Here is a 13,371-nt window from a genome sequence, read left to right as displayed (position 1 = left end):
ACGGAATCATTCACCGGCTGGGCACCGGAGCGCAGTGGCGTGAACTGCCCCAACGCTTCGGCCCGTGGAAGACCGTCCACAAGCGGCACTTGCTGTGGTCGGCCGACGGCACCTGGGAGAGGCTCCTGCGGCACGTCCAGTCCGCCGCCGACGCCGAAGGCGGCATCGACTGGAACATCAACGTCGACTCCACCATCACGCGCGCTCACCAGCACGCCGCAGGAGCACCTCAAACTCCACCGCGCTCGCTGAGCCCTTCAAAAAGGGGATGCCAAAGGCCAGCGCGTCGGCTGCCGTCCATGGTGATGCTGCACGGCCACCGGGAGGGGGAGGCGCCCAGGGCGAGGCCCTCGGCCGGTCCCGCGGCGGCCTGACCACCAAGATTCACATTGCCGCGGAGGGCCACTGCCGCCCGCTGTCTTTGCTGATCACGCCGGGACAGCGGGCGGACTGTACGCAATTCGAGCCGGTCATGGACAAGATCGCTGTCCCGCGCGCGGGACGCGGCCGTCCCCGCCGCACGCCGGACAGCGTGAGCGCCGACAAGGCGTACAGCAACCGCAAGATCCGTGCCTACCTCCGCAAACGCGGCATCCGGCACGCGATCCTGGAGAAGAAGGACCACAAGGCCGCCCGCCTGCGCCGGGGTTCACGCGGCGGACGGCCCCCGGGCTTCGACAAAGCCCGGTACAAAGATCGCAACACGGTGGAGCGGGCCATCGGCAAGCTGAAGCAATTCAGAGCAGTGGCAACCCGATATGACAAGCGCGGGTACGCCTACCTCGGCACCGTCACCGCCGCCGCACTCCTCATCTGGCTCCGATCATGATCGGAGAGACAGGCCCTAGTAGGGCTGGCCGTCGCCGGCCGAGCAGCTGCAGCCGGCGGACTCGGCGACGTCGACGTCCAGGTCGCCGATGATCTGGAACGTGCCCTCAGGGATCGGGGGAGTGGAGATCGGCACGGGCAGGGTGCCGGTGGCCTCTGTGGGCGGGCGCAGGCCGATGGTGACCGGGACGGGTGCGGGCCGGGTCAGGGTGGTGCTGGTGGGAGTCATGCTCCGTAACCTCCGTGTTGGCAGTAGAGCGATCGGTTGTCCCCCGCCTCCTGGTGGAGCTTGGCCAGCGGTCGGCATGTCCTGCAGGTGCCGACCTTCGAGCAGCCGGAGCATCCGCCGGTGCGGAGCTGGAGGGACTCGGCGATGCCGCCGAGCCGGGGGAGGGCGGTCAGGCCCTCCGTCATGAGGTTCACGCTGGGGTCGCGGCCGATCTTGCAGACCGAGGCGATGCCGTGCGGGTCGACGTGGAAGAAGGTGTGGCCGGCGTTGCAGCCGGTGAAGATGCGGCGGGCGCGGACGTACTTCTGGGCCTGTGAGGCGAGCGGTTTCGCCTCTCCGTCGATCGTCGGGGACATGTTCGTGAAGACCTGGTACGGGAAGCCCCAGCGGTCTTCCACCAGGCGGACCATGTCGTCCACCTCGTGGGCGTTCTCCTCGGCGACGATGATGTTGATTCGCACGGGCAGTCCCGCCGCGCGGGAGGCGTCCAGGCCGCGGCTGAGGCGGTCGAAGGCGCCGCGGTTGCGGGTGACGGCGTCGTAGGTCCCCCCGGTCGCCCCGTAGAGGCTCACCGTCAGGCGGTAGGGCCGCAGGCGGGCGAACAGCTCCTGCATCCTCGCTTTGTGGAGCTGGCTGCCGTTCGTCGAGACCTGGATCATCATCCCGAGGCCGGTGGCGTACTCGTACGCGGCGGCGAACTGCGGGTCGATCAGGGCCTCGCCGCCGGTGATCTGAAGCCACAGGACGCCGGCATCGCGCAGCATGGTGAGCAGGCGCGTTTTGTCTTCCCAATCCAGGCCCTCGAACCGCTTCTCGCCGAGGTAGCAGAAGCCGCAGTCGTGGTCACAGCCGAGGTTGATCTCCCATGACGCCTTCGCGTACCCGTAGGTGGAGCGTTCGCGGACAATGAGGTTGTCCTGCAGGGGTCCTGTGGGCATGGGCATCTGCCATGCGGCCGTGGTCGCCTCGGCGAGCCAGGCCGGGGCCGACCGGTCCTCGGTGACCGCCGTGCGCAGTTCCTCGAAGCGGGACTCGGGGATGGCGACTCCCTTGGCGTGACCGGGCCGGAGGAGGAGGTACTGGCCCAGGAACGGGCTCGCAAGCAGTTGGTGCACGTTGCCTCCATGTCGTCTGGCAGGGGTGGGGCGGGTCCGTGCAGAGGTGGAGTCGGGGGAACTCCTCGGACCCGCCCCGCTCACCGGCCACCTGTCCTTCGGCTGGCCGGTGAGGCTGGAAGGCCCCGACGCGGGGTTCTATGAGGCAGTGGCCAGACCGTTGAGCAGCTCGTCGAGACCGACGACGCGGAACGACTGGAGGCGGCGGACCAACTGGGAGGCGAGGAACGTCCCGAGGTTCGGGTGGCCGTACGGCAACGGCGCATCCGGCTGTGCGATGCCCTTCACGCTGCCCTCGTCCCGGCCGTACAGAGTGCCGTGCACGCCGTACAGTGGTGCGCTCCTGGCCAGGAACACCGTCGGGTCGTCCTCCAGGTGCGGACAAAGCCTCGCGGCGGCACGGGTGTGCTTGCGGCACACCGGAGGCTGATTGGTGAGGGTGATCGGCTGACTTGGATCGTGATCCCGGGGGCCGGCGAGGAAGATGAAGCCAAGGGGAGTGCGTGCGGGACGTGTGCAGACCTGGCAGGTGAGCGTCTGCATGCACACCATCTGCCGGTGGGGATGCATCAGCTTCCACTGCGGCTCACCGGTGATCCGGCCTTCGGCGTCGACGGGGTTCCATCCGCACCGGGCCCAGAGCACGCCTCGCGGGTCTCGGTCCCGTGGGTCTTCGTCCGCGTAGTAGAGCCGCGGGCCGGAGGGGTGATACATGATGACGAGGTTGTCCGGCGCCGCCTCCTCCCCGGCCCTCTGGGTGATGTACGGGACCAGGGAGAGGCTCTTGTCTCTCGACTCGACGGCCCGCGGGTTGTACGTGAGGCGGAGGGGAGGGAAGGTCACGGCCCCTCCGCAAGGCACTGGTGGGCCACCAAGCGTTCGAGGAGTTCGTCGAGCGTCCACGCCATGCGCCGGAGGTGTCCGACGGCCCGGCGGTGATCGGTGGGTACTTCCTCGGTCCCGATGGTGCGCCCGCGCTCGATGAGGTCGGCCACCTGCCCGTCCTGCTCGGCCACCTTGGAGAACACGGCGAGGTGGACGAGTCGCATCAGATGACCACGAAGGCGCTGCGCGTGCTCGTCGACTTCGTGTTCGGTGGGCGTGTAGTCGTCCAGGACGGCTGCCACGTCATCGAGCAGCAAGCCGTCGACATACGGGGCCCAGCGCTGCACCTTCTCCAGCACCCTTCTCAAGCCGGCCTCGGTGAAGGGCGGTACGGCGGCTCGCACGGGATGGGACCAACCGGGGCGGAGGGTGGTGGCCGTCATCGCACCGACTCCTCTGGCACAGCGAGGCGGAGCCGGTGGGTAGCTCGTACGGGGGCGGGCACGGTGATCTCCTCTACTCGAAGTCGGCGATGCGGACGCCCTGGAGAGGGCCGACCATCGGCTTCGAGGCTCCCGTTGCGGTAGTGGCGTTTCCACGCCGTCGCTACGCCTTTTCCCCGCCGTCTGGACGGCGGAGAAGCGTCGGTCGGACGGCGTGGAGACGCGCTGGAGACAAGCGGAACCTGTGGGTCACACCCTTTCGTACGACCGGAAGAGCGACCGCGATGCTGAACGACTCACGCCCGGCAGTCCACAGTTCTCCCACGCACTGGGCGGCCCTGGCCGGTCGGTGCGAGCCGCTTGCCTCCGCCCGTGACCACGCTCGTACAGTGCTGGCCGGTGTCGTGCCTTGCGTGGACGACGCGGTGCTGGTCGTATCCGAGCTGGTGGGTAACGCAGTGCGACACACGACGGCCGGCCCCGACTGTCTGACCATCGAGATTGACGGAGATCAGATCGTCGTCGCGGTCCACGACCCGGAGCCTGACGACGGTTGTGTGCAACTGCCGGCGACGGCTGCCGATCCGCTTGCCGAGTCTGGCCGTGGGCTGTGGCTGGTGCAGACGCTGGCACGTCGTTGGTACGTGGAGACCACCGCCGTCGGCAAGGCGGTCGTTGCCGTCCTGCCGCGCGGGAAGGCGGCGGTCAGCCGAGCGGCAGGCTCTTGACGACGTCCCACCGATAGGCGCGGTCCTCGCGTCGTAGCTCCACCAACTGCACTTCACGGACGTCCAGATCAACTGGTGCAAGCCTGCGGAGCGGGGTGACGGCCTTGATGACGGGGGCAGCGGGGCGGGGCCGGTTGTTGTAGGCCAGGCTCAGGTGCGGGCGGAACAGCGCGGTCGGCTTGCGGGGAGCCAGTCCCAACGGAGCCATGGACTTGCTGAGGGCCGCGTGCAGCGCCAGTACCGGGCCCCAGGGGGCGACTGTAAGACGTACGGCTCCCCGAGAACCCGCGAGTGGGACCGCCCGCAGGCGGAAGGCCGCCGGGCATAGCGGGGCCGCCGCGCTGATGACGTCATCGAGACGGGGCAGCGGCAGCGCTGCGGTGGAACCGACGCGTGTGAGCGTGATGTGCAACCCGTCGTCGGGGACCGGGTCCAGGCCGAGCGGCGCGAGGTGCTGCTGGCAGCGAAGAGCGAGGTCGGCCAGCGCTGGGCTGTCGGGGAAGGTGAGCATCCAGTAGTACGCCCGGGTCTGTGCCGTCCAGCCGGGGCGGTCCCAGTGATCGACCATGGTCTCCACGGCGTCGAAGGCGGCCTGGTCGTCCGCCGCGATCACCGCCGGGTCACTCAGGTCGGTCGGCGGGTGGGCAGGGAAGGCTGCGGGATCGGCGCTGAGCTGAATGTGCGGCCAAGGCACCCGGCGAACTCCTCCGTGATCACCCCGCCTCGGCAGGCGGGAACTGACGGCCCCAGATGCGGAGCTGTTCGCCATACTCGCGCACCGCCGGCCGAGACCGCCAAGGGGCTGCTCGCTCGTACAAGTCCCGGGAGCGTTGCCGCACCGAGCTGATCGGCAGCGGACTGGCCAGAGTGATCGCCTGTTGCCCGAGGGACATGGCATGCTCCACGTCCGGTGCTCGCTGTTGAAGCACCGCAGTGGCCACGTCGAGGCGGACCAGCGAGCGGCTCCACGCGGAATCGGACTTCTCGACCAGGTCGTCGAGGTCCTCGGCGTCCCGCAACACGTGCCCGGTGTCCTGCAGAGCGACACGGGCGGTCAGCGCATTGGCCAGGGTGCGGGCCCGTCCGTACGGCAAGAAGGAGATGCAGGAGGTCAGGCCGGGGTCAACATCATGTCGGTCGGAGAGCTCCAGCGCCTGTCCGATGGCCCGCTCGGCCTGGTTCCGGTTACTGAGTTTGCCGAGCGCGCGGGCCCTGCCGTTGACCAGGAGCCGGATGGCCTGCGGGTGGTTCGGCGCCCGGTCCACCGCGGCGGCGGCCCGCGCGTCGGCCTCGTCGTAGCGCCCTGCGTAGTACGCCGCGAAGGACTGGGTGCCGCAGGCCCACAGCTCGGTGTCGAGATCGCCGATCGCCCGGCTCAGTTCCAGCGCTTCGGCGCAGTACGCCTCAGCCAGGGGGAACGCGCCGGTGTTCACCGCCATGTAGCCGAGCAGCCCGCCAGCGCGTGCGGTGATCCGGAACAGTTCCCTGCGCGCGGACGGAGGTTGCTGACCGGCGAGCAGGGTGTGCCCAATGCTGCGCAGGCTGCTCGTCTGTCCCCACAGGCCGTCGGGTCCGTCCTTCTCGTACCGCTCGGTGATCACGTTGATCCGGGAGGCGAGAAAAGACAGAGTGGTCTGATCGACGTTGCCGCAGGCCAGCTGGCGGGCTCGGGCGACAATCGCCGCCGGGTCGTCATCGTGGGCCGCCGGGTCGGCCTGAGGAGAAGGTGGAACGTCCGCAGGTAGTGGCTCTGGGGCGGTCGGCGGATAAGCCGAAACCGAAGCGAACAGGTCGCGGGCGGCCCTGCCCAGCAGCTCCTCCAGAATGCGGCACGTGTCGGGGCGGGGAAGCTGCTTCAGTTCCCCACTCATCCACCGGTCGAACTGCCGCGAAGAGACCGCGACCGAGGCCAGCCTAGGGTCACCCGCCTCCTCGGCCAGGTTCCGGGCCGCGCGGGAGAACTGCACCTCGAACGCCGTGTAAGTCGTGAGGTGGCGCTCTTCGAGTAACTGCCGCAGCAGCGTGTTCCGGGGCATGGAAGACCTCCCAACACGTCGGCGGAGCCAAGGACTCCTCGGCGAACGGCACGCACGCCGGACCGTGCGGCGTACGGGATGTCCTACGCAAGAGTGCCGACGCAAAGCGCAACTAGGCAATATGTCTGGCCAAGTTGGCCCGTTCGGGTTGTCCGCCAACGGGTGGATGGACAGACTGCCTCCATGGCACTGAAGAGGAAGCTGGTCCCTCAGTCGGTCTACCGACGCCAGCTTGCCACCCGGCTGCGCGAGTTACGGGAGGCGTCCGGCCTGACCCTCACCGAGGTGTCGGAGCAGATTGAAGTCAACCAGGGGTCCCTCAGCCGGATCGAGACCGGCGAGCGCGGCACCACTCCAGTTCTGGTCCGGGCTCTCCTCGACTGCTACTCCGTCACGGACGCCGAGCTGCGTGACGACATCCTGGACCTGGTGCGTGCCGACAAGGAACAGCAGAAGCCCTGGTGGCGCAAGTACTCCACAGTTCTCACCCCGACCCGCTACGACGGTTACCTCGCCTTGGAGGCAGGTGCCGTCGCGCTGGCCAACTACCAGCCGTTGCTCGTTCCCGGCCTGCTTCAGACGGAGGACTACGCTCGCGCCGTCATCGCCCAGATGCGTCCTGATCTCGGTGCCGATCAGATGGACGCTCTGGTCAAGGTACGCATGGAGCGCCAGGAAAGCTGCTTGTCCGGTGAGCGCCCCGCCGAACTGCGGGCCGTCCTGGACGAAGGCGTCCTCCATCGCGTCATCGGCTCACCCACCGTGATGCGTCAGCAGTTCGCGCGCCTGGTCCAGGTCGGCGAACAACCGAACGTCACCATCCAACTCCTCCCATTCAGCCTTGGCGCCCATCCGGGCCTGTATGGCCCCTTTGTCATCCTCATATTCCCCCAGCCCACAGCTCCGCTGGTCTGGCTGGAGAACCCCAACAACTCCGTGTATCTGGAGTCCCAAAGCGACGTCCAGAACTACACGGACACCTTCGACCAGCTCAGGGCCTCCGCCCTCAGCCCGGCCGAGACCCGAACCCGCCTCATCCGCACTGCCGAGGAGCTCGAACCTTGAGCACGACTTCCACCCGCCGCCCCCACGTCGAGGAACTGCACAACGCGCACTGGCGCAGGAGCTCCTACAGCGGAGGCGCCAACGACTGCGTCGAGATCGCCGACCTCGGTGCGTACGCAGCGGTGCGCGATTCCAAGGCCCTCGACCTCTCACCCGTGATCCTCAGCCGTTCCGCCCTGGGCAATCTGCTGGACCACTACACCGACGGCGAGGCTTGCATCGGTTGAGGCACGGCCCGAGCCGCACATGCGCCGTTTCAGCCGCCAACTGGGAGAGCCCGCGTGAGTGACCAACACGACAAGCCGTTCCTCCAGATCGTGGTCTGCGCGGCCGGGGTCGCCGCCGACGTCGGCCGGCTGATCACCGCCGCGCAGGAACGGCACTGGGACGTCGGCGTCGTAGCCACCCCGCAAGGAGTCGGCTTCCTTGATGTGGAGACGGTCGAGGCCCGGACCGGCCGCCCCATCCGCTCAGCTTGGCGGTCGCCGGGTGAGCCACGCCCGAGCCGGCCTGCGGATGCGATCGCGGTCGCCCCGGCGACCTTCAACACGGTCAACAAGTGGGCCGCCGGGATCTCCGACAACCTCGCGCTGGGCATCCTGTGCGAGGCGCCCGCCATGGGTGTACCGGTCGCCGTGCTGCCGTACCTGAACTCCGCCCAGGCCGCTCATCCTGCATACCGCCGGAGTCTGGATCTGCTGCGAGAGATGGGCGTCCTTATCGGCTCCTACGAGCCCCACCGGCCGAAGGCGGGCGGCGGGGCCGACCACTACCGCTGGGAGGAAGTGTTGGAACTTCTCGCCCCCAGGCTGCCCGCGCGGTCGTGATCAGCGACGGCGTGCTCGCGGCTGCGGGGGTGAGACGGTGGTTACCTCGTGGGCCGAAGTGCCGGGTGTCCCATCGGGCCGTGCTGCGCCGTGGGCCTGTACTGCACGGGCGCGTGCGTTGGGCGTCGGCCGTGCGCTGAAGCGTTGAACTCGCCATGCCAACGTCCCTGCGGGGGAGCGGGCGTCATCCAGGGCACGTTGGTCGGCGGCCTGCCTGAGGAGGCGCTCAGGGTCGTACCCAAGCGCTTCCGCTTCGGCGAGTGCGGCAGTGAGGGCAGCAATCGAGGGATCTGCCAGGACGTGCTCCGAATGCTCGGGTACGGCCCGACGGATGTGGTGGACGTGCCGGTCCACAGTCGGTTGTGGCGGTCGACGCCGGACGAGGGCGGTCAGGGGCGCGGTTGCTGCCTGGTCGTAGGCGGCTTGGAGGTGGAGCAGGGTCTGCTGGGCTGCGGCGACCTGCTGGTCGTGGTGGCGGAGCTGGTGCCAGCGGGAGGCCGCGATGGTGACCAGGATCGCGGCATCGAGGAGCATCGCCAGCGCCGTACCGTCGCTTGGTGCGGGCTCGCGGAGCATCGCACGTGTGGCGCTTCGCAGGGCACGGGCGTGGTGGTGTTCGGCCTCAATGCGGGACCGCGTGGCGCGCTCGAAGGCGTAGATGTGCCTTGGTTGCCTGACGGGAACCCCAGCACACGGCGAGGGGCATCGGCAGATGGTCCGCAGAGCCTGGGTACTCGCCTCGGCATGATGAAGCGCGCGCTGTGGCAGGGACTGGTGGCCGGCACGACCGGGGTACTGGTGATGACGCTCGGCGAGAAGGCGGAGCAACGGCTGACCGGCCGCCGTGACTCCCATGTGCCCGCCCGCACCCTGGAACGCCTCACCGGCATGCGGGAGTATCCCGGCCGTCAGCCTGTGCCGCTGAACCTGGCCATGCACGTGGGGCAGGGCGCCCTCCTCGGCGTGTTGCGGTCGGTGATGGCGCACGCCGGGCTGCGCGGGCCCTGGTCGTCGGGGAAGTTCGCCGTGGTCCGGGTCACCAGTGATCAGATCCTGGAGAACGCCACCGGCGTCGGCGCCCCGCCTCAGACCTGGCCGCGCGGCGAACTGGTCGTCGACCTGCTGCACAAGGCGGTGTACGCCTTCGCGACCGGCGCCGTCGCCGACGCCCTGGCTTCAAGATCGGGCCCAGGTCCTGGACAGCGCCATGCGTCGGTTGGCACCGGGCGACAGGCGGCCATGGGCCCCGTGCCACGCGACCAAGCCCAGGGGCGGTAGCGCCGCCCGAGTACCACTGTCGGTCGTGCCGCCTCGGGGACGACTCCACGGATGCGAAGCACCTTCACAAGGGTTCGTCTCGGTCGAGTGGGCCCCAGCGCCCAGGCTGCTCGGTGATGATGCGGGAGGCTTCCCCGATCACCTGGTCGGCGATCCAGCCGAGGGGTTCGATCTCCGTCACCAGCGGCTCGTTGTCCGGACCGCGTGCCGCCTCCGTGCCGTGCAGGACCCAGGGGCGGGTGCGGGCGTCCTTCACGCGCGGCAGGTGGCAGTAGTCGTACAGACGGCGGGCGACCCAGATGCGTACGGGGCGCTCGCCCCACCAGTCCTCAAGGTCCAGCGGGCTGGCCGACAGGCCCGGCAGTTCGATGCCCGTCAGATCGTCCGTACTGCTCGTCTTCGGCAGGTCGCGCTCCGGCCCGCGGGACCAGCGCACGTAGAGGCCGCGACGGTGGGTGATGAGCCGGGTGAGCTCATCGAGGCTGCTGAACGTCGGCAGGTCGACGGTCTTGGTCATCATTCTGGAGGGACGACGCCGGGGGCAGTCACGTAGCCAGAAGGGAGTCGTCTTCGGCACGCGCTCCGGGCAACTGGTGGCGGGCGGCAACGAGGGCGGTGTCGACATCGCGGGTCCCGGTCGACACGCACAGCGTGTAAGCGACGTCTTCCATACGCCGGCGCGCGTCCTCGGTGCCGGCTTCGGCGTGCAGGGCACGCAGCGTCTCGTACTGCTCGATGAGGTTCTTCAGCACGACGGGGTGTGCCAAGAGCATCGAGAGCCTTCCTTGTCACCATCGCTCACGTGGGTCATACACCGACCCGTGTGCCCCGGCCCCCAGCCGTCATTCCGGTGCGTTCCCGCACCGGCGGCCAGAGGTCAGTAGGGGCCAGTGTCCTGCTCAGTCGGTGGACAGAGCCTGGAGCAGGTCGCCGACCTTGGGGTCGGGCAGGGAGCGGGCGACGTCGGCCTGCGCGACCATGCCGACCAGGTCGTGACCGTCGATCACCGGCAGGCGGCGCACCTTGTGTTCCGTCATGGTGCGCAGGATCTCCTCCACGTCGTCGTCGGCGCCGATGGTCACGGCCTCGCCCTGGGCCAGGTCGCCGGCCGGACAGGTCGCGGGGTCCTTGCCCGCGCCCAGCACCTTCACGACGACGTCCCGGTCGGTCAGCATGCCCTTGAGCTTGTTGTCCGTGCCGCAGATCGGCAGGGCGCCGACGCCGAGGTCCTTCATCTTGCGGGCCGCGTCCAGCACCGTCTCCTCGGCACCGATGCACTCGGCCCCGCCCGTCATGATGTCCCGTGCCTTCGTCATCAGATTCACTCTCCCTGTGTCGTCGGCCGTCCCTGAGCACCGTGTCAGCGGACGATCGCGTTGGGTGGCTGCGGGCGGGGTTCCCCGCGGTCGCCCGCCGTAACGCTTGCCTCGGCGCTGACCTCACCGCCGCTGAAACGGCACGCCGTACCGGCGTGAGCGGTCATCCGCCTCCCGGCACAGGGATGCATGATCACAGGTTGTGACATGCTCCGGTGGGCTGGATGCTGGTACGAAACCGGGGCAGGCGTAAGAAAGCCTCTGCCCGCTGCACACACCGGTGAGCGCCATGACCTCTTCCACGCATCCCAGTCCACAGTCGCTGCCGACAACGACCGATGAGCTGGTGAAGGAGCTGCAGCGGGTGCGGGCGGAGAACAGAGAGCTCAAGCAGGCCCTCGCCTCCCACGCCCTGGTCGACCGGGCCATCGGCGTCCTGACCGTCCTGGGCCAGATCAGCCCCAGTGACGGGTTCACGGTGCTACGGGAAATCTCCCAGCACACCAACGTCAGACTCTCCGTCGTGGCTGAGTACCTCCTCAAGCACGCACAGGGCGCGGCTCTGCCTGCCGTTCTGCTGGGAGAGCTGCACGCGGCCCTGGCCCGCCACGCCGGCCCACGCCCCAGTCCCTGATACAGGTGGCCGGCTGCGACCCGTACGAGGGGCGATGTCAGGCGGCAGCACTTCCGAGGCCGGGTGCGTCCAGGAGGGCTACGCCTACGCTGATGCGTTTGCCGACCGGCTCGCGCCGCGCCTCGAAACTCTGGGCGACAGCCATGACGATCTCCAAACCGTGCTGTCCCACCCGGCCGGCATCCGCGGCGCGGGCCACCGGCAGTACCGGGTCGGAGTCCCACACCGAGACCTCCACCGTCTCCCCCGTGACGCGCAGGGTCATCAGTATCGGGCCCGGTGCGTACTTGCGGGCGTTGGTGACCAGTTCGCTGACCACCAACTGCGTGAGGTCCGTGGCCCGCTGCGACACCGGCAGATCGTGCTCGGCCTGGGCATGGCCGAGGAAGGTCGCGGCCTTGTGACGGGCTTGGGCGATGCACGGTCCGTCAGCCGCCAGCGCCACGGTGAAATGGGCCGATCGGCCGTCCAGCGCTGTCTCGTCTTCCTCCAGCGGATGTGGTCCCGCCACGACTGCCCTCATTTGCTCCCCCGTTCACACTTCTCGCCCTATACCCGGGTTGCCGCAAGCCATGCCACCCGAGTCCTGTCGTCTAAGCCACGCCTCGAAGCGGCCTCTGTCGCGCCGGGCGACGCCTCTGCAGGGTTTGGGTGTGCCAGGATCACTGGCATGGTCGAGGGGAAGAAGACGGGTACTGAACGTGCCGAGAGGGCTGGCCGGTTGTCGGTCGTGGCTACGGCCACCGACGGCATCCACGTGGTGTCACTGGCCGGAGAGATCGATCACGACTCCGGGGACATGCTCCGCCAGGCCCTGGACGCCTGCGATACCCCCTGCCCCCGGATCGTGGTCGACCTGCGTCAGGTCACCTTCATGGACTCCAGTGGCATCAACGTCTTCATTGCCGCTCACCGTAAGGTCGGTGAGGCCGGCGGTTGGCTGCGTCTGGCCGCGCCCGGCGAGGCGGTGATGCGCACGCTGAGCCTCGTGGGCGTCGACGCCGTGATCGACTGCCGCGAAACGCTCCGCCAGGCGCTCCGCGACTGACGTCGTCGGACGCGGGAGTACCACGTTCAGCTCAGGAGTGTTGCACGTATGTCGCGGTGGCCCGGGGTGGAGTCAGGCGCCGAGTTTGTCGACGGCGTCCTGCAAAGACGCCGACAGGCGTGTGACGTCCTCATCGGCGGGTGACGGTGTACCAAGCCGCTCCACGAGCTCTGCGCGGGAAATGAGTACGGCTGCTCCCTGGTACTGCTCACTGGTGAGGGCAGCCTGCTCCACTACCTGAGCACGGCCCTCCAGGAGCACCAGGACGGTGTCGTCCGACGGAGCGTCCAGGAGCTCCCTGATCAGGACCTCGTCGATCTCCATACGCTCTCCCCTTGACAGCGCCGTCCGCAGACCGCGCGCCCCGGGCCCGTGGGCCCGGCCCGGGACGAGGCTGTTGCGGACCTACTTGCCCATGGCCTTGCGGACGGTGTCCTTGGTGCGGTCCATGAGCGCGGCGACCGGCCCGAGGGCCATGTTCTTCGCCCCGGACTCCACGCCCGGGTGGGGGCGAGTGGGCGCCATCGCTTCGGCGGCCTTGATGGCCTTGGCCATCGAGGCGAGGTTGGTGACGTCGGTGCTGCGGCGGATGTGGGTGAACTCGTACCGTTCCTCGGCCCGCGCGTGGGCCTGGACGTCCTTGCGCAGCTTGAGCAGCTGCGGCATGAACTTCGGGTCGTCGGTGTCCAGTTCGTCGAGGGCGGCCAGCGTCTCCTTGGCCGCCTTCTCCTCGGCGAGACGGTCCTTCACCACCTGCTCGCCACCGGGGAAGCCCTTGCGGGCGAAGGGGTGGACGACCTCTTCCTCGGCCGTCTCGTGCACGGCCAGCAACCGCACCAGCCGCCGGAAGGCATCCCGGCGCTCCTCGCCCGTGGCCGCTTCGACCTCGTCGAAGAGGTTGCGGATGTCGCCGTGCTGGCGCATCAGCAGGGAGACGACGTCGTCGTCCTCGGCCATGTCGTCCCCGGCGTGCGGGGTGTGCAGCTCGGACATGTCGGC

At 68.9% G+C, this 13,371-nt stretch carries 20 protein-coding genes and 2 pseudogenes; 9 read left to right on the top strand and 13 right to left on the bottom strand.

Annotated elements, in window-relative coordinates:
• Positions 1–5: 5 nt before the first annotated feature.
• Positions 6–68, top strand: a pseudogene (locus ABEA26_RS36300) (hypothetical protein); the annotation flags it as partial.
• Positions 65–829 carry an IS5 family transposase gene (locus tag ABEA26_RS10335; RefSeq protein WP_345591261.1) on the top strand — a complete coding sequence of 255 codons (765 nt, stop codon included), beginning with the start codon at positions 65–67 and terminating at the stop codon, positions 827–829. The pseudogene ABEA26_RS36300 and the gene ABEA26_RS10335, both read left to right, overlap by 4 nt.
• 15 nt (positions 830–844) lie before the next feature.
• Here the strand turns inward: ABEA26_RS10335 and ABEA26_RS10330 are convergent, their stop codons facing one another.
• The 4 genes from ABEA26_RS10330 to ABEA26_RS10315 all read right to left on the bottom strand — a co-directional run bounded on the left by ABEA26_RS10330 (position 845) and on the right by ABEA26_RS10315 (position 3,440).
• Positions 845–1,057, bottom strand: a complete 213-nt coding sequence (locus ABEA26_RS10330) for a hypothetical protein (protein WP_345591259.1) — start codon at positions 1,055–1,057, stop codon at positions 845–847.
• Positions 1,054–2,172: a radical SAM protein gene (locus ABEA26_RS10325; RefSeq protein WP_345591257.1), complete on the bottom strand. Its 1,119-nt coding sequence runs from the start codon at positions 2,170–2,172 to the stop codon at positions 1,054–1,056. The genes ABEA26_RS10330 and ABEA26_RS10325 overlap by 4 nt, the downstream gene beginning before the upstream one ends.
• 138 nt (positions 2,173–2,310) lie before the next feature.
• Positions 2,311–3,015 (bottom strand): hypothetical protein, encoded by a 705-nt coding sequence (locus tag ABEA26_RS10320; protein ID WP_345591255.1) that lies wholly within the window; start codon positions 3,013–3,015, stop codon positions 2,311–2,313.
• Positions 3,012–3,440, bottom strand: coding sequence for a DUF6415 family natural product biosynthesis protein (locus tag ABEA26_RS10315; protein WP_345591254.1), 429 nt, complete (start codon positions 3,438–3,440; stop codon positions 3,012–3,014). Before ABEA26_RS10315 ends, ABEA26_RS10320 begins: the two co-directional genes overlap by 4 nt.
• An 89-nt stretch (positions 3,441–3,529) precedes the next feature.
• On the opposite strand from ABEA26_RS10315, the gene ABEA26_RS36570 reads away from it, so the two are divergent.
• Complete coding sequence (locus ABEA26_RS36570; RefSeq protein WP_345591269.1) at positions 3,530–4,168, top strand: ATP-binding protein; 639 nt, start codon at positions 3,530–3,532, stop codon at positions 4,166–4,168.
• On the opposite strand, the gene ABEA26_RS10305 is transcribed toward ABEA26_RS36570, so the two are convergent.
• Positions 4,146–4,862, bottom strand: coding sequence for a 2'-5' RNA ligase family protein (locus tag ABEA26_RS10305; RefSeq protein WP_345591253.1), 717 nt, complete (start codon positions 4,860–4,862; stop codon positions 4,146–4,148). The genes ABEA26_RS36570 and ABEA26_RS10305 overlap by 23 nt on opposite strands.
• Positions 4,863–4,881: 19 nt before the next feature.
• Positions 4,882–6,204 carry an NsdA family TPR-like regulatory protein gene (locus ABEA26_RS10300; RefSeq protein WP_345591251.1) on the bottom strand — a complete coding sequence of 441 codons (1,323 nt, stop codon included), beginning with the start codon at positions 6,202–6,204 and terminating at the stop codon, positions 4,882–4,884.
• Between the two features lie 183 nt (positions 6,205–6,387).
• On the opposite strand from ABEA26_RS10300, the gene ABEA26_RS10295 reads away from it, so the two are divergent.
• The 3 genes from ABEA26_RS10295 to ABEA26_RS10285 are packed head-to-tail and all read left to right on the top strand — an operon-like array spanning position 6,388 to position 8,096.
• On the top strand, positions 6,388–7,269 hold the full coding sequence (locus ABEA26_RS10295) for a helix-turn-helix domain-containing protein (RefSeq protein ID WP_345591249.1): 882 nt from the start codon (positions 6,388–6,390) through the stop codon (positions 7,267–7,269).
• Positions 7,266–7,496, top strand: a complete 231-nt coding sequence (locus ABEA26_RS10290) for a DUF397 domain-containing protein (RefSeq protein WP_345591247.1) — start codon at positions 7,266–7,268, stop codon at positions 7,494–7,496. Before ABEA26_RS10295 ends, ABEA26_RS10290 begins: the two co-directional genes overlap by 4 nt.
• Positions 7,497–7,550: 54 nt before the next feature.
• Entirely contained in the window at positions 7,551–8,096 is a 546-nt protein-coding gene (locus ABEA26_RS10285; protein ID WP_345591245.1) for a flavoprotein, read from the top strand.
• On the opposite strand, the pseudogene ABEA26_RS10280 reads toward ABEA26_RS10285, so the two are convergent.
• Positions 8,097–8,750, bottom strand: a pseudogene (locus ABEA26_RS10280) (mobilization protein); the annotation flags it as partial.
• Between the two features lie 147 nt (positions 8,751–8,897).
• Between ABEA26_RS10280 and ABEA26_RS10275 the strand changes: the two are divergent.
• Complete coding sequence (locus ABEA26_RS10275) at positions 8,898–9,374, top strand: hypothetical protein (protein ID WP_345591243.1); 477 nt, start codon at positions 8,898–8,900, stop codon at positions 9,372–9,374.
• Positions 9,375–9,438: 64 nt separating this feature from the next.
• Here ABEA26_RS10275 and ABEA26_RS10270 read toward each other — a convergent pair whose 3' ends face one another.
• From ABEA26_RS10270 to ABEA26_RS10260, 3 genes are all read right to left on the bottom strand, one after another.
• Entirely contained in the window at positions 9,439–9,891 is a 453-nt protein-coding gene (locus ABEA26_RS10270) for a DUF6098 family protein (RefSeq protein WP_345591242.1), read from the bottom strand.
• 28 nt (positions 9,892–9,919) lie between these two features.
• Positions 9,920–10,147, bottom strand: a complete 228-nt coding sequence (locus tag ABEA26_RS10265) for a DUF5133 domain-containing protein (protein WP_345591241.1) — start codon at positions 10,145–10,147, stop codon at positions 9,920–9,922.
• A 126-nt stretch (positions 10,148–10,273) separates the two neighbouring features.
• The gene (locus ABEA26_RS10260) at positions 10,274–10,690 is read right to left on the bottom strand and encodes a CBS domain-containing protein (protein WP_179350585.1); all 417 of its coding nucleotides are present in this window, start codon (positions 10,688–10,690) and stop codon (positions 10,274–10,276) included.
• A 289-nt stretch (positions 10,691–10,979) separates the two neighbouring features.
• Between ABEA26_RS10260 and ABEA26_RS10255 the strand changes: the two genes are divergently transcribed.
• Entirely contained in the window at positions 10,980–11,324 is a 345-nt protein-coding gene (locus tag ABEA26_RS10255) for an ANTAR domain-containing protein (protein ID WP_345591237.1), read from the top strand.
• Between the two features lie 37 nt (positions 11,325–11,361).
• Here the strand turns inward: ABEA26_RS10255 and ABEA26_RS10250 are convergent, their stop codons facing one another.
• Positions 11,362–11,847 carry an ATP-binding protein gene (locus ABEA26_RS10250; RefSeq protein ID WP_425587810.1) on the bottom strand — a complete coding sequence of 162 codons (486 nt, stop codon included), beginning with the start codon at positions 11,845–11,847 and terminating at the stop codon, positions 11,362–11,364.
• A gap of 147 nt (positions 11,848–11,994) precedes the next feature.
• Between ABEA26_RS10250 and ABEA26_RS10245 the strand changes: the two genes are divergently transcribed.
• A complete protein-coding gene (locus tag ABEA26_RS10245; protein WP_100049747.1) occupies positions 11,995–12,372 on the top strand; it encodes an STAS domain-containing protein in 378 nt (125 codons plus the stop codon).
• Positions 12,373–12,444: 72 nt separating this feature from the next.
• Here the strand turns inward: ABEA26_RS10245 and ABEA26_RS10240 are convergent, their stop codons facing one another.
• Together ABEA26_RS10240 and ABEA26_RS10235 are read right to left on the bottom strand one after the other, a co-directional pair.
• Entirely contained in the window at positions 12,445–12,696 is a 252-nt protein-coding gene (locus ABEA26_RS10240; RefSeq protein ID WP_345591233.1) for a hypothetical protein, read from the bottom strand.
• A gap of 81 nt (positions 12,697–12,777) precedes the next feature.
• The gene (locus tag ABEA26_RS10235; RefSeq protein WP_345591232.1) at positions 12,778–13,365 is read right to left on the bottom strand and encodes a hemerythrin domain-containing protein; all 588 of its coding nucleotides are present in this window, start codon (positions 13,363–13,365) and stop codon (positions 12,778–12,780) included.
• Positions 13,366–13,371 lie beyond the last annotated feature (6 nt).

Source organism: Streptomyces marokkonensis (assembly GCF_039539045.1).
Classification (GTDB): domain Bacteria; phylum Actinomycetota; class Actinomycetes; order Streptomycetales; family Streptomycetaceae; genus Streptomyces; species Streptomyces marokkonensis.
This window is presented reverse-complemented; position numbering and strand designations above follow the sequence as displayed.